Annotated in this window: 21 protein-coding genes, 1 tRNA gene and 1 riboswitch; of the genes, 9 read left to right on the top strand and 13 right to left on the bottom strand. The window is 63.9% G+C overall.

Annotated elements, in window-relative coordinates; genetic code table 11:
- Positions 1-81: 81 nt before the first annotated feature.
- The 9 genes from HDG34_RS22550 to ydfG all read right to left on the bottom strand — a co-directional run bounded on the left by HDG34_RS22550 (position 82) and on the right by ydfG (position 6,751).
- A tRNA-Lys gene (locus HDG34_RS22550) sits at positions 82-157 on the bottom strand.
- 183 nt (positions 158-340) lie between these two features.
- Positions 341-1,090: a tol-pal system protein YbgF gene (gene ybgF, locus HDG34_RS22545; protein ID WP_184034372.1), complete on the bottom strand. Its 750-nt coding sequence runs from the start codon at positions 1,088-1,090 to the stop codon at positions 341-343.
- A 20-nt stretch (positions 1,091-1,110) separates the two neighbouring features.
- The gene (pal, locus tag HDG34_RS22540) at positions 1,111-1,617 is read right to left on the bottom strand and encodes a peptidoglycan-associated lipoprotein Pal (protein WP_018419502.1); all 507 of its coding nucleotides are present in this window, start codon (positions 1,615-1,617) and stop codon (positions 1,111-1,113) included.
- 32 nt (positions 1,618-1,649) lie between these two features.
- Complete coding sequence (gene tolB, locus HDG34_RS22535) at positions 1,650-2,942, bottom strand: Tol-Pal system beta propeller repeat protein TolB (RefSeq protein WP_184034369.1); 1,293 nt, start codon at positions 2,940-2,942, stop codon at positions 1,650-1,652.
- A gap of 138 nt (positions 2,943-3,080) precedes the next feature.
- Positions 3,081-4,118 (bottom strand): cell envelope integrity protein TolA, encoded by a 1,038-nt coding sequence (tolA, locus tag HDG34_RS22530; protein WP_184062256.1) that lies wholly within the window; start codon positions 4,116-4,118, stop codon positions 3,081-3,083.
- The gene (gene tolR / locus HDG34_RS22525) at positions 4,115-4,561 is read right to left on the bottom strand and encodes a protein TolR (RefSeq protein WP_184062426.1); all 447 of its coding nucleotides are present in this window, start codon (positions 4,559-4,561) and stop codon (positions 4,115-4,117) included. The genes tolA and tolR overlap by 4 nt, the downstream gene beginning before the upstream one ends.
- Before the next feature lie 10 nt (positions 4,562-4,571).
- Positions 4,572-5,249, bottom strand: coding sequence for a protein TolQ (tolQ, locus tag HDG34_RS22520; RefSeq protein WP_090803171.1), 678 nt, complete (start codon positions 5,247-5,249; stop codon positions 4,572-4,574).
- Between the two features lie 187 nt (positions 5,250-5,436).
- Positions 5,437-5,901 carry a tol-pal system-associated acyl-CoA thioesterase gene (gene ybgC / locus HDG34_RS22515; protein WP_184062254.1) on the bottom strand — a complete coding sequence of 155 codons (465 nt, stop codon included), beginning with the start codon at positions 5,899-5,901 and terminating at the stop codon, positions 5,437-5,439.
- A 103-nt stretch (positions 5,902-6,004) separates the two neighbouring features.
- On the bottom strand, positions 6,005-6,751 hold the full coding sequence (ydfG, locus tag HDG34_RS22510; protein WP_090803174.1) for a bifunctional NADP-dependent 3-hydroxy acid dehydrogenase/3-hydroxypropionate dehydrogenase YdfG: 747 nt from the start codon (positions 6,749-6,751) through the stop codon (positions 6,005-6,007).
- 247 nt (positions 6,752-6,998) lie between these two features.
- A riboswitch (ZMP/ZTP riboswitch) is annotated at positions 6,999-7,125 on the top strand.
- A gap of 178 nt (positions 7,126-7,303) precedes the next feature.
- On the opposite strand from ydfG, the gene glyA reads away from it, so the two are divergent.
- From glyA to HDG34_RS22475, 7 genes are all read left to right on the top strand, one after another.
- Positions 7,304-8,551: a serine hydroxymethyltransferase gene (gene glyA / locus HDG34_RS22505; RefSeq protein WP_090803175.1), complete on the top strand. Its 1,248-nt coding sequence runs from the start codon at positions 7,304-7,306 to the stop codon at positions 8,549-8,551.
- 3 nt (positions 8,552-8,554) lie between these two features.
- Positions 8,555-9,037 (top strand): transcriptional regulator NrdR, encoded by a 483-nt coding sequence (gene nrdR / locus HDG34_RS22500; protein ID WP_008919734.1) that lies wholly within the window; start codon positions 8,555-8,557, stop codon positions 9,035-9,037.
- A gap of 213 nt (positions 9,038-9,250) precedes the next feature.
- A complete protein-coding gene (locus HDG34_RS22495) occupies positions 9,251-9,817 on the top strand; it encodes a GspH/FimT family pseudopilin (RefSeq protein ID WP_184062252.1) in 567 nt (188 codons plus the stop codon).
- A complete protein-coding gene (locus HDG34_RS22490; RefSeq protein WP_184062250.1) occupies positions 9,814-10,263 on the top strand; it encodes a hypothetical protein in 450 nt (149 codons plus the stop codon). Before HDG34_RS22495 ends, HDG34_RS22490 begins: the two co-directional genes overlap by 4 nt.
- Entirely contained in the window at positions 10,260-11,066 is an 807-nt protein-coding gene (locus tag HDG34_RS22485; protein ID WP_184062248.1) for a PilW family protein, read from the top strand. The genes HDG34_RS22490 and HDG34_RS22485 overlap by 4 nt, the downstream gene beginning before the upstream one ends.
- A gap of 128 nt (positions 11,067-11,194) precedes the next feature.
- A complete protein-coding gene (locus HDG34_RS22480) occupies positions 11,195-11,665 on the top strand; it encodes a pilus assembly protein (RefSeq protein ID WP_184062246.1) in 471 nt (156 codons plus the stop codon).
- Between the two features lie 22 nt (positions 11,666-11,687).
- The gene (locus HDG34_RS22475) at positions 11,688-12,119 is read left to right on the top strand and encodes a type IV pilin protein (RefSeq protein WP_184062244.1); all 432 of its coding nucleotides are present in this window, start codon (positions 11,688-11,690) and stop codon (positions 12,117-12,119) included.
- A 79-nt stretch (positions 12,120-12,198) separates the two neighbouring features.
- On the opposite strand, the gene HDG34_RS22470 is transcribed toward HDG34_RS22475, so the two are convergent.
- The 3 genes from HDG34_RS22470 to HDG34_RS22460 form a co-directional block, all read right to left on the bottom strand.
- On the bottom strand, positions 12,199-12,714 hold the full coding sequence (locus HDG34_RS22470) for a DUF3318 domain-containing protein (protein ID WP_184062241.1): 516 nt from the start codon (positions 12,712-12,714) through the stop codon (positions 12,199-12,201).
- Positions 12,715-12,771: 57 nt separating this feature from the next.
- Positions 12,772-13,161, bottom strand: coding sequence for a phage holin family protein (locus HDG34_RS22465; protein ID WP_090803186.1), 390 nt, complete (start codon positions 13,159-13,161; stop codon positions 12,772-12,774).
- 131 nt (positions 13,162-13,292) lie between these two features.
- Complete coding sequence (locus tag HDG34_RS22460) at positions 13,293-13,595, bottom strand: YqjD family protein (protein ID WP_026225611.1); 303 nt, start codon at positions 13,593-13,595, stop codon at positions 13,293-13,295.
- Between the two features lie 348 nt (positions 13,596-13,943).
- On the opposite strand from HDG34_RS22460, the gene HDG34_RS22455 reads away from it, so the two are divergent.
- Positions 13,944-14,582, top strand: coding sequence for a peroxiredoxin (locus HDG34_RS22455; RefSeq protein ID WP_184062240.1), 639 nt, complete (start codon positions 13,944-13,946; stop codon positions 14,580-14,582).
- A 74-nt stretch (positions 14,583-14,656) separates the two neighbouring features.
- Here HDG34_RS22455 and HDG34_RS22450 read toward each other — a convergent pair whose 3' ends face one another.
- Positions 14,657-15,847 (bottom strand): acyl-CoA dehydrogenase, encoded by a 1,191-nt coding sequence (locus HDG34_RS22450; protein ID WP_184034334.1) that lies wholly within the window; start codon positions 15,845-15,847, stop codon positions 14,657-14,659.
- Between the two features lie 94 nt (positions 15,848-15,941).
- Here HDG34_RS22450 and HDG34_RS22445 point away from each other — a divergent pair, with 94 nt between their 5' ends.
- Complete coding sequence (locus HDG34_RS22445) at positions 15,942-16,727, top strand: IclR family transcriptional regulator (RefSeq protein WP_184062238.1); 786 nt, start codon at positions 15,942-15,944, stop codon at positions 16,725-16,727.
- The last annotated feature ends 18 nt before the right edge of the window (positions 16,728-16,745 follow it).

Genomic DNA, 16,745 nt, shown 5'->3' with positions numbered 1-16,745 from the left:
CACGCGTACCTGTTTGCACACGCGGGCAAAGGAAAAAAGAAAAGGGCCGACATGCTTTCGCATGTCAGCCCTCGAATCTTTTGGTAGGCCGTACGGGATTCGAACCTGTGACCAACGGATTAAAAGTCCGCTGCTCTACCAGCTGAGCTAACGACCCAAAAGAGAAGCGAAATTATATCGGCGCACCCATGCCCTGTCAACTCGGCAAGACCGTCGCCCAAAATGAAAAGCCCGGGCATCACTACCCGGGCTTTCCAGCGAGAGGCGCGCGTGGCTATCACTTCGGACACTGCGCGTTACCGCCAACTACATCAAAACGTGATCAATCCGACACCACGATCTACTTGATCTGCGACAGCTTGTTCTGCGCCGACTGCGCGACGTCCGAGCCGGCGTATTGCGCGACGATCTGCTCGAGCGTCTTTTTCGCCGCGGCCTTCTGGCCTTGTTCGAGCTGATTGTTCGCGATCGCGAGCAGCGCTTCCGGTGCACGCGGATGCTGCGGATAGTTCTTCACGACACCTTGCCAGACAGTCGTCGAACCCTTGTAGTCGCGCAGTGCATACAGCGCGTTGCCGAGCCAGTATTGCGCGGTCGGCTGATAGGGGCTGTTCGGATATTTGGAGATGAAGCTGCGGAACGATGCCGCCGCGTTCTTGAAGTCGCCGCTGCGGAATTGCTGTGAAGCCGCGTTGAACGCATCGGTTTCACCCGGCTGCACCTCGCCCTGGACGCCGTCCACCGTCTGTTGCTGCGGCTCGAATTTCTTCAGGCGCGTGTCGAGATCGGTGTAGTAGTCCTTCTGCTGCTTTTGCAGCGTCGTGAGCTGGTTCGCCATGTCCTCGTTCTGTCCGCGCAGCGTCGCGACCTGCTGGTTGAGCTGGTCGAGACGGTTGGACTGATCGAGGATCGTGCGTTGCGCCGCCGATAGCTGGCTCGACAGACTATCGGTCTTCGAGCGCAGATCGAGAATGGCCTGGCGGGCCTGATCGTCGTCGAACATGCCCGCATGGGCGGGCACGGCCGTGAGGGCCGTGCCCGCGACGCAGGCCGCTGCGGCAAACCGCAGCCAGGAGAAACGATGCGTCATTCGGCTCACCACCCGTTGACTTACTGTTGATACGCGAGGTCGGCGCGGCGGTTCTGTGCCCACGACGCTTCGTCATGACCCGTTGCCAGCGGCTTTTCCTTGCCGAGGCTCACGGCCTCCATTTGCGAATCCGACACGCCCATCAGCGACAGCGAACGACGCACGGCTTCAGCACGCTTCTGGCCGAGTGCGAGGTTGTATTCGCTGGTGCCGCGCTCGTCGGTGTTGCCCTGGATCAGCACGTGACGCTGCGGGTGGCTCTTCAGATATTGCGCGTGTTGTTGCAGCAGCGGTTGATAGTCATCCTTCACCGAGTAGCTGTCGAAGTCGAAGTAGATGCTGCGCTTCGCGAGCGGGCTGTTCGGATCGTTCAGCGGGTCGACGTTGACCGTCGCGACGTCGTTCGGGTTCGGTTGGGCCGAGCCTGCGCCCTTGTTGGCGTTTTCGTCGAGCTTGACGCCCGAGTGACATGCGGCCAGTGCACCGACCATCACGACGGCGAATGCGAAACGAAGTTTGGACATCATTTGATTACTCTCCTTGTGTTATTGCATCAACGTTATTGCATAAACGGGCCCCAGGACGGCTCGCGTACGCTGCCCCCCTGAACGGACAGGACCTGCCGAGTGCGACCGTCGGTCGATACTGCGGCCAACACGCCACGGCCGTTCACCTGAGTGGCGTAAAGAATGTACTGACCGTTCGCCGCGAAGCTCGGCGATTCGTCATGTGTCGTGTCCGTCAGGCCCGTGGCGGATCCGCCTTGCAGGTCCTGGATGTACAGCTTGAATGCACCGCCGACGCGCGAGATGTAGGCAAGCTCCTTGCCGTCAGGACTCACACGCGGGCTGGTGTTGTAGCTGCCAGTAAACGTGACGCGTTGCGCGCCGCCCGCGCTTTCACCTTGCGCCGGCATCTTGTAGATCTGCGGTGCGCCGCCGCGGTCGCTCGTGAAATAGATCCACTGACCGTCAGGAGAGTAGGTCGGCTCGGTGTCGATCGAACTGCCTTGCGTCAGACGACGCAGACCGCTGCCGTCCGCGTTGACCGCGAAAATCTGCGTATTGCCGGTACGCGACAGCGCGACGGCGAGCGTGCGGCCATCCGGCGACCACGCCGGCGCACTGTTGTTGCCCTTCTGGTCCGATACGACGATGCGCCGGCCCGTGGGCAGGTCGTGGATATAGACGATCGGCTTCTTCTTCTCGAACGACACGTAAGCGACCTTGGTGCCGTCGGGCGACCAGGCCGGCGAGATGATCGGCTCGGGGCTCGACAGCGCGATGTGCGCGTCCTGACCGTCCGAATCCGAGATCTGCAGCTGGTAGCGGTTGCCCGACTTGATCACATACGACAGGCGCGTGGCGAACACGCCGCGATTGCCCATCAGCTTGGCGTAAATGTAGTCCGCGACCTTGTGCGCGCTCATGCGCAGACCGCTTTCCGGGCTCACCAGCACGAGGCCGCCGAGGCTTTCGCCCTTGACCGTGTCGTACAGCTTGAAGCGCACTTCGTACTGGCCGTTCGGCAGGCGGTTCACGCTGCCCGCGACGAACGCGTTGGCGCCCTTCGCCTTCCATGCGCCGAGGTCGACGGAATCGGTCTCGGACACCGGCGTCGAGCCTGCGTCGATATTCGTGAATTTGCCGCTGCGTTGCAGATCCTGACGCACGATCGTGCTGACCTGCTGCGGGGAGTTCGCTTCATTGGCGAAATTCGCCGTTGCGATCGGAAACTGAGTGGATCCGACGCCCGTCACGAGGACGTTGAGTTGTGCGTTGGCGGCGCCGCCGACGGCGATCAGGCACGTTGCCACGAGTGTTCGCAGGCCTAGCTTGGTCATCAAACTCATGCTGTATGGGTTCCTCAAAACGGTTTTACTTAATACTCGAAGTCAGCAGACAGACCGGAAAACGGCTATTTCGTTCCCGCGCAACGCCGCGCCGGGTGGGGCGCGGCGTTGGCCGCTGGTCGGCTGTCAGCCTGCACATCAAGCCGCCGGACGCAGCGTGATAGTGAAGTAGTCCGGCGTCTTGCCATTGACGTCCCGAGGCATCGGATCGGAGGCTTTCACCGCCCGCAACGCGGCGGCGTCCCACGCGGCGTTGCCGCTGCTGTGGGTAATGTTTGCGCTCAGCTGATTGCCGTCCGGCGAACAACGCACGGCGATCACGGTCTCGAGACCTTCCGTTTCGCCGCCCCAGTTCACATGCTGAAGCACCAGCCGTCGTACCTTGTCCGCGTAACCCGGCGATGCCGCCGTGCCGCCCGAGCCGCTACCCGTTCCGCTCTTGCCCAGTCCGTTGCTGCTCGAACTGCTGCCGCCCACGCCGCCAGCCAGACCCTGCATCTGCGCAAGCCGCGCGCGACGTTCGTTGTCGAGCTGCTTTTTCGCCTGCGCGGCCGCATCGGCTTGCGCCTTGGCCTTCGCCGCTTTCTCCGCCTCAGCCTTCTTCTGCGCTTCTGTCTGAGCCTGCTTTTGCTGCTGCTCCTGCTGTTCTTTCAGTTGCTGTTGCTTCTGCTGCTCGGCGAGCTGCTGTTGCTTGAGCTTCTCGGCCTGCTGCTGTTGCTGCTGTTGCGCCTGCTGCTGCTTGAGTTTCGCGGCCTTCTGCGCCGCGAGTTGGGCCGCCTGTTCGGCCGCCAGCTGTTGCTGCCGCTTCGCTTCCGCTTCCTGCTGCTCTTTCAGCTTCAGCTGGCGCTGCTGTTCGGCCAGTTGGGCCGCGCGAGCCGCTTCCTGCTGCTGACGCTTCTTTTCCTGCAGCGCGATGTCGGCCTGTTCGTCGCGCACGGGCGGAGCAGGGGCGACCGGCGTGGGCGGCGGCGTGACGACGGGACGCGGAATCGCCGAATCCGGCACCTCTGTCCACAGTTCCGCCTGCTCGCCCTCGGGCGTGCTGTTCTGCCATTGGATGCCGCGATACAGGAAGAATCCGAGCAGCGCATGCATCACCAGCGCGAACAGAAAAGCTCGCCCGGTGCCGCGTTCACGCGGCGGCTGAAGCGGGTATTCGGAGTTCTTGCGGATCATTGCGATTTGACGAGCAATCCGACGCGCTTGACGCCCCGAGCCTTCAGATCGGACATCACGTTCATCACGACTTCGTATTTCACGGTTTTGTCGGCGGCGATCACGACGGGCTGATCGGGGTGCGATTGTGCCCGGTCGGCGATGAAACCGTTGAGGCCAGCCTTCGTCATGTCTTCCTGCTGCTGCGCGCCGGAGTCGTCCTTGTACTTGACGCTCATATTGCCGTCCGCGCGGATGTTGACGATGACGGGCGGCGTCTGCTGTTGGGGCGCCGCGCCGCCGACGGTCGGCAGATTGACGATCGACGGCGCGACGAGCGGCGCCGTGACCATGAAGATCACTAGCAGCACGAGCATCACGTCGATGTACGGCACGACGTTGATGTCGGCCATTGCGCGACGCGAGCGCGAGCCGCGCATGCTGGAGGAACGGGAGCCTGCCATCATGGCCTCCTCAGTGTGCCTGGCGCTGCAGGATGTTCGAGAACTCTTCGATGAAGGTTTCGAAACGGATCGCCAGACGGTCGATGTCGTGCGCGTAGCGGTTGTAGGCGACCACGGCCGGAATTGCGGCGAACAGGCCGATCGCGGTGGCGGTCAGGGCCTCGGCGATGCCCGGCGCGACGTTCGCGAGCGTGGCCTGCTGCACGTTGGCGAGGCCGCGGAACGCATTCATGATCCCCCACACCGTGCCGAACAGACCGATATATGGGCTGACCGAACCGACCGACGCGAGGAACGCCAGATTCGCTTCGAGCACGTCCATTTCGCGTTGGAACGCCGCGCGCATCGCGCGCCGGGCGCCGTCGAGAATCGCGCCCGAATCGTTCAGGCGCTTCTCTTTGCCCTTCAGGAATTCCCGCATGCCGGACTCGAAAATCCGCTCGAGCGCGCCGATCCTGTGACGGTTGTTCGCGGCGCTCTGATACAGCGCCTGCAGGTCGCCGCCCGACCAGAAATCACGCTCGAAGCGTTCAGTTTGCGCGCGCGCCCGGCGAATCGCAAACCACTTGCGGAAGATGAAAGTCCAGGAGAGTAGCGACAGCAACAGCAGCAGAGCCATGACGGCCTGGGCCAGCAGGCTCGCGTTGAGTACGAGTGAAACGATCGACAGATCTTGTGTAGTGTTCATAAAGGTTCGTTTTAACGTCCCGGGAAGGGGGCGTCCGGCTGCAAGGCCGCTTCAAGCTTGCCGTGGGCAAAACGGAAGCTTCGGCGGTATCGAAGCCGAACCATGCTTTGTGTTACCTGACCGGTATGAGTTCACTGGCCCCGTAACAACGAGGCTCAGGGATCGTCCGTTGACATGCCGCCGTCGTTCAGTCAGCGCTCTCGCTAGTGCCCGGCCCGTGCCGCAGCGCGGCGAGAACCGACGGCGGGATCGCGGCTGGCCGCAGCGTCGCGCGGTCCACACAGCCAATCCGGACCGAACCGGTGGCAAGCAGCGTGCCTTCGCGCCATGCTTCCTGCACGAAGTCTACCGAAGCTCGGCCAAGACGCTCGATCCGGCTGATAATTTTCACGATGTCGTCGAGTCTGGCCGGAGCCCGGTAATCGACCGCGGTACTGCGCACGATGAAAATCGTGTCGTTTTCTTCCGCAAGCCGGTGCTGGTCGACGCCGCACGCGCGCAGCCATTCGGTGCGAGCGCGTTCGAAAAACTTCAGGTAATTGGCGTAAAACACGATGCCGCCGGCGTCGGTATCTTCGTAGTACACGCGGATGGGCCACGTATAGCCGATTTCCGTGCCTGGCTGGCTGGTCGACATATTCATGCGGCGCATTCTACCGGAACGCACAACCCGGGGTCTGTTTCGAAGTGTGAGTTGCTTGTGGCGGGCGTCGGCGGCGATGGGAGCCGGCTTTGCCGGCCGCCCGCCTTCAAACTCAGCCGCGATGCACGGACAGACCGGCGAACGACTGCGCGACCGGCATCAGCTCGATCGTGTTGATGTTGACGTGGGCTGGGCGCGTGGCGATCCAGTAGATGGAATCGGCGATGTCTTCGGCCGTCAGCGGCTGCACGTTTTCGTAGACCTTGGCGGCCTTGTCGTCGTCGCCGCGATAACGCACGTTCGAGAATTCGGTGCCGCCGCACAGGCCCGGCTCGATGTCGGTCACGCGCAGCGCGGTGCCGGCGAGGTCGGCGCGCAGGTTCAGGCTGAACTGGCGCACGAACGCCTTGGTCGCGCCGTACACGTTGCCGCCCGCGTACGGCCAGCGGCCCGCCACCGAACCCAGATTGAAGATATGCCCGCGGTTGCGCTCGACCATGCCGGGCAACAGCGCATGCGTGACCTGCGCGAGGCCCGTGCAATTGGTCTCGATCATGGTGTTCCATTCATCGAGACTTGCCTTGTGAGCCGGCTCGGTGCCGAGCGCGAGGCCGGCGTTGTTGACGAGCACGTCGATCGCGGCGAAGTCCGCCGGCAGGGAGGCGGGCACGGCTTCGACGGCGGCGCGATCGCGCACGTCGAGTTCGTACGGCAGCAGCGCGTCGCCGAGCTCGTCGGCGAGTGCTTGCAGACGGTCCTTGCGGCGTGCAGTGGCGACGACACGATGGCCGCCCTTGACGAACGAGCGGGCGATGGCGGCGCCGAATCCGGCCGACGCTCCTGTGACAAACACGATCATTGCAGTTCCCTGGTCGGTAAGAGACAAAGGCCCAAAGCCTACTTCCAATGGCACGCTGCGGCAAGGATGCACGAGCCGGATCGGCGGCTGCCGCGGCGGCGCGCAACGGGTGCGCGGCGCGACCGGCGCGCTTTCCTCAGATGGTTGCGCAGCGGGGCCGCCAAACCGTCCGGAGGCCCCGCCAGCGGCCGCCGGAGCACCCGCAAGCCGGTTGCCTATTCGGGCCTCTTCCAATACACTAACGCGCTCGACCCTGCGTGACTGGCGATAGAACCGAGTCGTCCGACTCAGCCGATTCAACCAATCGGGTTCAAGGTGGAACAACCCACCGTGAAGCGCAGGGGGCCGTTTTGCCGTTCGCCTGGGCAGCCGTGAACCGCGCGCATTAATCTGCGCTGACGGTGGCTGGCTCGCCTCGCGTGTGCGGCGACTCTCCACTCGCCACGTCAGGGCAAGCCTCGCCGCCCAAAGCGCTGCGTACCCCGCTGTGTACCCTCTACGCAGGATTCGGCGCACGATCCGGTCAACCTGAAAACACTCAACGGAACCCGTATGTTTGACAGAGCCCAAAGCACCATCGCCAACGTCGATCCTGAACTCTGGAAGGTCATCGAGCAGGAAAACCGCCGTCAGGAAGAACACATCGAACTGATCGCGTCGGAAAACTACACGAGCCCGGCCGTGATGGCCGCGCAAGGCTCGCAACTCACGAACAAGTACGCCGAAGGGTATCCGGGCAAGCGCTATTACGGCGGCTGTGAATACGTCGACGTTGCCGAGCAGCTGGCAATCGACCGCGTGAAGCAGCTGTTCGGCGCCGAAGCCGCGAACGTGCAGCCGAACTCGGGCTCGCAGGCGAACCAGGGCGTGTTCTTCGCGATGCTCAAGCCGGGCGACACGATCATGGGCATGAGCCTCGCGCACGGCGGCCACCTCACGCACGGCTCGCCGGTGAACATGTCGGGCAAGTGGTTCAACGTGGTCAGCTACGGCTTGAACGAAGCCGAAGACATCGACTACGACGCCGCCGAGAAGCTCGCGCAAGAACACAAGCCGAAGCTGATCGTAGCGGGCGCGTCCGCGTTCGCGCTGCGCATCGATTTCGAACGCATGTCGAAGATCGCGAAGTCGGTCGGCGCGTACTTCATGGTCGACATGGCGCACTACGCCGGTCTCGTCGCCGCGGGCGTTTATCCGAACCCGGTGCCGCACGCCGATTTCGTCACCACCACCACGCACAAGAGCCTGCGCGGCCCGCGCGGCGGCGTGATCCTGATGAAGGCCGAGTTCGAGAAGCCGATCAACTCGGCGATTTTCCCGGGCATCCAGGGCGGTCCGTTGATGCACGTGATCGCCGCGAAGGCCGTCGCGTTCAAGGAAGCGCTTTCGCCGGAATTCAAGGCGTATCAGCAGCAGGTCGTCGAGAACGCGCGTGTGCTTGCTGAAACGCTGGTCAAGCGCGGTCTGCGCATCGTGTCGGGTCGCACCGAAAGCCACGTGATGCTGGTCGACCTGCGCGCGAAGAAGATCACCGGCAAGGCTGCGGAAGCGGCACTCGGCGCGGCACACATCACGGTCAACAAGAACGCGATCCCGAACGATCCGGAAAAGCCGTTCGTGACCTCGGGTATCCGCCTCGGTTCTCCTGCCATGACCACGCGCGGCTTCGGCGTGAAGGAAGCCGAGCAGGTCGGCAACCTGATCGCCGACGTGCTGGACAACCCGGAAGATGCCGCGACGATCGAGCGCGTGAAGGTTCAGGTGGCCGATCTTACCAAGCGCTTTCCGGTCTACGGCTAAACCATGCATTGCCCCTTCTGCCGCCATGCCGATACGCAAGTCGTCGACTCGCGCGTATCCGAAGACGGCGCGACGATCCGCCGGCGCCGCCGCTGCCCGGCCTGTGACAAGCGTTTCACGACGTATGAGCGGGTCGAGCTGGCGTTGCCGTCGGTCGTCAAGAAGGACGGCACGCGCACGGAATTCGATCGCCGCAAGATCGTCGCGAGCATGCAACTGGCGCTGCGCAAGCGCCCGGTTGCGGTGGACGCGATCGAAGCGGCTGTCGCCCGTATCGAGTATCAGCTGCTCGGCAGCGGCGAGCGCGAGGTGCGTAGCGAGCGCCTCGGCGAACTCGTGATGAACGAGTTGCGCGCGCTCGACACGATCGCTTACGTCCGTTTCGCTTCCGTGTACCGGCGCTTCGAAGACGTCTCCGAATTCGAGGACGTGATCGAGGAATTCCGCCGCGCCTCTTCCCCGCCCAAGCCTTCCCGCAAGCGCTGAGCGCACGCGTGTCGCAGCTGAGCTGCGGTCATTCGCATCCATCGCCTCGCGCATTTCGCGCTTTTTTTCACGCATCGCTTCTCCCGCCTCCGTGATCGATCGTCACGTGCATTGTTGCGCGCGCTAACGTCTGAATGCCACCTGGCCATTCGGACGATGGTCGGCGCGCTCGCAAATCGCTAGATTGGCTGCATCCGTTCGTAACGCTCAGGGATGCAGATGAAATTCCAGGGGATTTGCCGGCCATCGCGCGCCGGTTTCACACTCGTCGAAACGCTGGCGGTGATAGCGCTCGTGATGCTGATGGCCGTGATGGCGGTGCCGTCGTTCGCCGCATGGCATATGCGCGATCAGGTCGACGCGCGCTCGAAGGCGCTGCTGTCCACGTTCGCCTACGCGCGCAGCGAGGCGCTGCGGCGCGGTGCGCGCATCACGGTGTGCCGCGTCGATGCAGCGCGCGTCTGTCTCGCGTCGGGCCAAGCCTGCGCCGGCGGCATCGCCGACTGGGCCTGCGGCTGGGCCGTATTCGCCGAACGTGGCGGCAAGCCGTCGTTGTTGCGCGCGCAGCCGGCGCTCGCGGCGGTGAGCATCGCCGGCGTGCAGACGGATATGACGTTCACGCCGCCGGCTGGGCAACTGATCGGCGCGTTTCGAAGTTTTGATATCGCGCCGCGAAGCCCATCGAAATCGATGCAGGGGAACTCGTGGCGGCGCTGCATCAGTGTCGCTGCAGGAGGTCGCGCGCGGATCTCGGAGGGCGCGTGCGGAGCGACGTCATGAGACAGCCCGCATTCAAGACCGGTTTGCGTGTGCACGCATCGAGATGGAATGGCAGCTCGTTGATCGAGGTGATGCTGGCGGTCGCGTTGGTCGCGGTGAGCGCGCTGGGTTTGATCGCGGTTCAGGTGTGGATCGCACGCGAAGCGCGCGCGATGACGCTGCGCGAGAGCGCCGCGTGGATAGCCGACTCGATTGCCGAAGCGACGCGCACGCCTTCCACGGGCGATGTCGCGCTCAATCAATGGCGCACCTGGGCGAGCGTTCTGCTGCCGCACGGCGACGCATCGATTGGCGAGAGCGGCGCGGTCGCGGCGGCGCGCGTGACGTGGGCGTCCGTGCGGGACCGGCCCGCTTTTGGCGATGCGAGCGCCCAGCCGGCAGAGCCTTGTGGCGACGTCGATGCACCGGCTGGATCGTCGTGTGTCGCGTTGGCGTTCGCGAAATGAAGCGGCCGCATTGCCCACTCGGTCATACGCTAATCGAATTCCTGATCGCGATGGCGCTCGGGTTGCTCGTGATCGCGGGCGCCGTGTCCCTTTACACGGCGCAGCGCAACGCGTTCGTGCAGGCGAGCAACGCGACCCGAATCCGCGAAGCGGGCTTGACCGCGCTGATGCTGATCGGCCAGCAATTGCAGATGGCCGGCTTCGTCCCTGCCGATGTCATTGGCTACAACGCGGCGCCTGCGCTATTCGGCTGCTCGGGCGGTCGTCCGACCGGCGCCGACGACAGCCTCGCTTGCACCGCCTTGAGCACCGGCTCGGATGGCGTCGCGATCCGTTACGTCGCAGACGTCGTATCGACATGGCCATCGTCGAGCGGTCAGGTCACCGACTGTGTCGGACAGGCCGTCAAAAGCAGCGACGCGGTCCTTGGCGATGAGGGCGCGCCGGTGGTCAATCGCTACTTCGCCAACGTCAGCGGCTCGACCGGCGAGCCGGAGCTTTACTGCGTGGGCAGCGGCAACGCGGGGTCCGCGCAGCCGCTGATCGAAGGCGTCGAGCGCGTGCGGTTGCGCTACTGGCTGGACGGCGCGGCGGGTGCGGTGAATGCGTCGGCCGTGGCGGCGGATCAATGGGCGAACGTCGTTGCGGTCGATGTCTGCGTGCTGGTGCGCGGCGCGCCGCAAGGACAGCGTTCGAAGTACATCGACTGCGATGGCGTGAGTACACTCGGTACCGACCTGCGGCCTCGACAGGTGTTTTCCCGCCGCGTTGCGCTGCGTAATCGCGCGGAGGCGTCGTCGTGATGGATCGCGGCACAGCAACGCAACGCGGCCGCGCGTACGACATATGCGGCGGGCCAGGCGGAACAGCGAAACACTTAGGTCGGCGAAATTGTCAGGGCGGTGCCCGACGGGCGCATCAACGCGGCGTCGTGCTAGCCATCGTGCTGTTGATCTCGGCCATGATGCTCGCCACGTCCGCGATATGGTTCGAAACATCGCTCGCGGCCGCTCGCGCGGCGACCAATGTGCGCGACTATCTGCAGGCTTTCCACGCGGCGGATTCGGCGCTGACCTGGTGCGAGCGCAACGTGCTATCGGCAAGTGGCGACGCGCGCGATGCACCGCTCACATCCGGCGAGCCGACTCAATGGAGGCTTGAAACCGCTTTCGACGCAGGCGCCATCACGCCTGTGGCGCAATGGCCGGGATCGTCGCGCGCGCCGCAATGCCTGATCGAGCCTTGGCGTCTCGCGAGTCGACCCAACGCCAGCGCTTATCTGCTGACCGCGCGCGGCTTCGGGCGGAGCAGCGAGTCGCAGATCTGGTTGCAGATGGAGGTCGTGACCGAAGATGGCGCGATCGAACGTCATTGGCGGCGCGTTGCAGCAAGACCATTCTGAGGAACGCACCGACTGGACACGTATGAAAAGGCCGAACACATCCGCATTCACGCTGCTCGAACTCGTGATCGCGCTCGCGATTGCCGCCACGCTCGCCGCGTTTGCGATCCCTTCGTATCGCAGCCACATTGCGCGCACGCATCGCATCGATGCGGCGTCGGCGTTATATCGGGCTGCGCAATTCGTCGAGGCCGCGGCGAGCGATGGCGTGCCGGCCTTGCCACCGGGTATCGATCAGGCGCCGCAGTTCGGCGCCCCGGTGTATCGAGTGCGCGTGCTGCCCGCGGACGACACGAACGGCGGCTATTCGATCGAAGCGGCGCCCGCGGAAGCGGGCCCGATGCGCGACGACCCGTGCGGCACGTTCACGCTGGATGCGACGGGTCAGCGAGGCAATAGAAACGATGCGAGCGGCGCGATGCCCACGAGCAGCGAATGCTGGAATACCAGTTAGCGGGTGATTGAAGTCCGACACGCGCAACCTTGCGAGCGGGAGGTCCGATAGATCGCTGCCACTCGCAGCGGCCACGACCTCAATAGCCGCTTCGCAACGAATCGTCCTGCGCCGCCGGCGACTGCGCCGTAGCGGAAGCCGCCGCGGCCGCCCGCGCCGCCGCCGACTCGTTCTTCATCTGTTGCCAGATCCGGAACGCTTCCCACGCGCCGAGCGCAAGGCTGCCCCACTTGAGCACGGGCTTAGCGCTCGCGACGACCCTCGCGCGCAGCGGTTTGGCGAGCAACAGCGAAGCGATCGAGCTGATGAACGGGTACTGCTTGAGCAACGCGCCGATCGTGCCCGCGTTGAGCACGCTCGCCTTTGGCCCTTTACCGACGCGCACGCCGCCAAAGCCGGGGATCACGAACCTGAGCCAGCTGAAATGCGTGACGGCCTGGCGCAGTTCGAAGGTGGCCCGTGCAAGCTCGACGCGCTCGACGTCCGCCCGCACGAGCAGCAATTCCTTGCGCAGCGCCCGCAGATGCGGCGCGCTCAGATCCTTCGACGGATGGCGCTTGTTACGAAAGGCGGTATCAGGACGGGAGGGGCTCATGGCGTGTCGGCGGCAGTGAGGGTGAGGCGATGGATCGGATGCAGACGAACTTTCCCATCAGTCGCGGCTGCGAAACGCTTCGCGATCCTTTTCGAACTCCGCGATGGTCGTTTCGAATACCATCGGCGCGTTGCGCAAACCGCTGCGCGCCTTCAGCGCACAGGCGAGCCCGGCAATCGCGTAGACCGCGGTGATGCCGGCAAGCGCCTGCCATCGGTAGGTGTCCCAGAAGGCAATGGCGACGAGTGCGGTCAACGCGATCAAGGCCATCGTGGCGAGCATCGTCGCGGCAAGACCGAGAAACAGCACGCCGAGCAGGCGGTCTTTTTCCTCGGCGAGTTCGATGCCCACCAGTTCGAGCCGTGTTTGCAGGATCGCAAACACGGAACTGAGAATACGGCGCAACGGGCTGCGTTCTGCGCGCTGCGAGTGTGTTTCGGTCGTCATGGCTGTGGGCGTTGCGCGTGAGGGCCTGGCCGGCGCGTGCGCGCCAGCAGAAGGGGACCGGCGAGGCTCGCGCCGGTCCGCCCGTGTCGCCGGTGCGCCGGACATGCCTGCTCCGGCGGCCTCACCGGCCTTTACTTGCGATTGATCAGCAGACCGACCACCACGCCGATGCCCGCGGCGATGCCGATCGACGCCCACGGATGCTCGTGCACGTAGTCGTCGGTGGCGCGAGCGGCCTTCTTGCCTTTTTCGACGACCACGACCTGAACGTCGGCTGCCTTTTCTTTCGCCTGCTTCAGGCGCGTCAGCGCGGTTTCGCGCAGTTCCGACGCGCGTTCGCCGGTAGCGCTCGCGGCCTGTTTCAGCAGGTCTTCAGCGTCCGCGAGGACGGTTTTGATATCCGACATCAATCTCTCCTTGTTGACTTCCGACATTGACAGCTCCCTTTGTCTCACGCTACGCGTAAATCGTAACCAAAGAAACGGTCGCTGGCGAGCATAGTGCCGGTTGCATGCCGCCGCTGCACGATTCGTTCCCGCCAGCGCGTGGCGTCAAGACACCCGTTTGAGGGCACTCTGCTCCAGACCGGTATCTGGATTGAGTTGATCTGTCCCGCAAAGTTTCCGTCAAACGGGAGAAAATTACAAAAACACATAAAGTACTGACGCGATGTTGGTTCGCCATGTACCACCGCGGCCTTATGCTTTATCGTGACTGGCCGCCGCGGGCGCACGCCCGCGACCTTATCCGGATACCTTCCGAATACCTACAGGAGATGCACTATGAGTCTACGTCTTGGCGACATTGCGCCGGATTTCGAACAGGAGTCGAGCATTGGCCGCATCAGGTTTCACGAGTGGCTCGGCAATAGCTGGGGCGTGCTGTTCTCGCATCCGGCCGACTTCACGCCGGTCTGCACGACCGAGCTGGGCCTGACCGCGAAGCTCGCGGGCGAGTTCGAAAAGCGCAACGTGAAGACGATCGCGTTGTCGGTCGACAGCGCGGAGTCGCACAAGGAGTGGATCAAGGACATCAACGAGACGCAGGCTGCCAACGTCGGTTTTCCGATTCTCGCGGACGGCGATCGCAAGGTCTCCGGGCTGTACGACATGATTCACCCGAACGCGAACGAAACGTTCACGGTGCGCTCGCTGTTCGTCATCGATCCGAACCGGAAGGTGCGTCTGATCATCACGTACCCGGCGAGCACCGGCCGCAACTTCGACGAAGTGCTGCGCGTGATCGATTCGCTGCAACTGACCGACAGTCACTCGGTCGCGACGCCGGGCAACTGGCAGCAGGGCGATGACGTCGTGATCGTGCCGTCGCTGAAGGACGAGGAAGTCATCAAGCAGAAATTCCCGAAGGGCTACAAGGCGTTGCGTTCGTACCTGCGCCTGACGCCGCAGCCGGACCGGTAAGCGGCGCGGCATGAACCAAAAAGCCGGTTCGAAGGAACCGGCTTTTTTGCATTATCGATACACCAGCATCGGAATCAGAAGAACGCCTGAATACCGGTCTGCGCACGGCCGAGGATCAGCGCGTGAACGTCGTGGGTGCCTTCGTAGGTGTTGACGACCTCGAGGTTCACCAGATGACGCGCGACGCCGAACTCGTCCGAAATGCCGTTGCCGCCGAGCATGTCGCGCGCGAGGCGGGCGATGTCGAGCGCTTTGCCGCACGAATTGCGCTTCATGATCGAGGTGATTTCGACCGCGGCCGTGCCTTCGTCCTTCATGCGGCCGAGGCGCAGTACGCCTTGCAGCCCGAGCGTGATCTCGGTCTGCATGTCGGCGAGCTTCTTCTGGATCAGCTGGTTCGCGGCGAGCGGCCGGCCAAATTGCTTGCGATCGAGCACGTACTGACGCGCGATGTGCCAGCACGCTTCAGCCGCGCCGAGCGCGCCCCAGGCGATGCCGTAGCGCGCCGAGTTCAGACACGTGAACGGACCGCGCAGGCCGCTGACACCCGGCATGATGTTCTCTTCCGGCACGAACGCTTCGTCGAGCACGATTTCGCCGGTGATCGACGCTCGCAGACCCACCTTGCCGTGGATCGCCGGTGCCGACAGACCCTTCCAGCCCTTCTCGAGAATGAAGCCGCGGATGTTGTCCTTGCCGTCTTCCTCGAGCTTCGCCCATACGACGAACACGTCGGCGATCGGCGAATTGGTGATCCACATCTTCGAGCCCGACAACGAGTAGCCGCCATCGACCTTCTTCGCGCGCGTGACCATGCTGCCCGGATCGGAGCCGTGGTTCGGCTCGGTCAGGCCGAAGCAGCCGATCCACTCGCCGCGCGCGAGCTTCGGCAGATATTTTTCCTTCTGCGCGTCCGAGCCGAATTCGTAGATCGGCACCATCACCAGTGACGACTGCACCGACATCATCGAGCGATAGCCGGAGTCGACGCGTTCCACTTCACGCGCGATCAGCCCGTACGCGACATAGTTCAGACCGGGGCCGCCGTACTGTTCGGGAATCGTCGGACCGAGCAGGCCAAGCTCGCCCATTTCGCGAAAGATCCCGATATCGGTCTTTTCGTGGCGGAACGCCTCCAGCACGCGCGGCAGCAGCTTGTCCTGCGAGTAAGCCGCAGCAGCATCGCGCACCATACGTTCGTCTTCGGTGAGTTGCTGATCCAGCAGCAACGGGTCTTCCCAGTGAAACTGCGCGGCTACGGCCATGACGTATCTCCTGATTTCTCGCTCAGAACCCGCTTGACTAGAGTTCCGCTTTGCGAAACAATGTTTTGCAAATGACGCCCGAGTGTATCACCCTATGACGCCGCCATCCACTTTCTCCGCTTCGCTCGACGAACGCAAATTCGTCGTCGCCCTTGCTCGCGGGCTGGACCTGTTGCGCGCGTTCCGGCCAGGCGAGACGATGCTCGGCAATCGGGATTTCGTCGAACGCACGGGTTTGCCGAAGGCAACCGTGAACCGGCTCGCCTACACGCTGACCGTGCTCGGCTATCTGCGGCTGGACGAAAGACACGGCAAATATGCGCTCGACGCGGGCGTGCTGTCGCTCGGTTTCGCGCTGCTGTCGGGCACCGACATGCTCGAACTGGCACGCCCGCACCTGCGCAGCCTGGCGCGCGAGGTCGGCGCGGCGGTCTCGCTCGGGTGCCGGGACGGGCTCGACATGGTGTATCTGGAGACGATTCGCAGCGAAACCGCATTGACGCTCGGCCTGGCATCCGGCTCGAAACTGTCGATGCTGACGAGCTCGATGGGCCGCGCCTATCTCGCCGTGCAGCCGCCCGACGCGCGTACCGCGTTACTCGCGGAACTGAAAAAAGCGGCTGGCAGAGTGGGGGCGATGCTCGTCGCCGAAGCCGAACAGGAGATCGCCGCGTTCGCGACCGAGCGATGCTGCTACTCGTTTCGTGCGTGGCATGACGACGTGAACGCAGTCGCGGTGCCGTTTCGCGAGCCGCGCGAAAACCGCTGGCTCGTGCTCAGCTGCAGCGGGCCGGCGTCGTCGATGGGGGAGGAAGTGTTTCGCGAGAATGTCGCGCCGCGCCTGAAGGCGCTCGCGGCGCGGCTGGGGGAGCCGGGCTGAGGTAATGCCGGGGCGCCC

The sequence above is a fragment of the Paraburkholderia sp. HC6.4b genome, from assembly GCF_014200875.1.
In the GTDB taxonomy this organism is placed as follows: Bacteria; Pseudomonadota; Gammaproteobacteria; order Burkholderiales; family Burkholderiaceae; genus Paraburkholderia; species Paraburkholderia tuberum.
The sequence above is the reverse complement of the archived record's forward strand: the minus strand, read 5'-3'. Positions and strand labels throughout refer to the sequence as shown.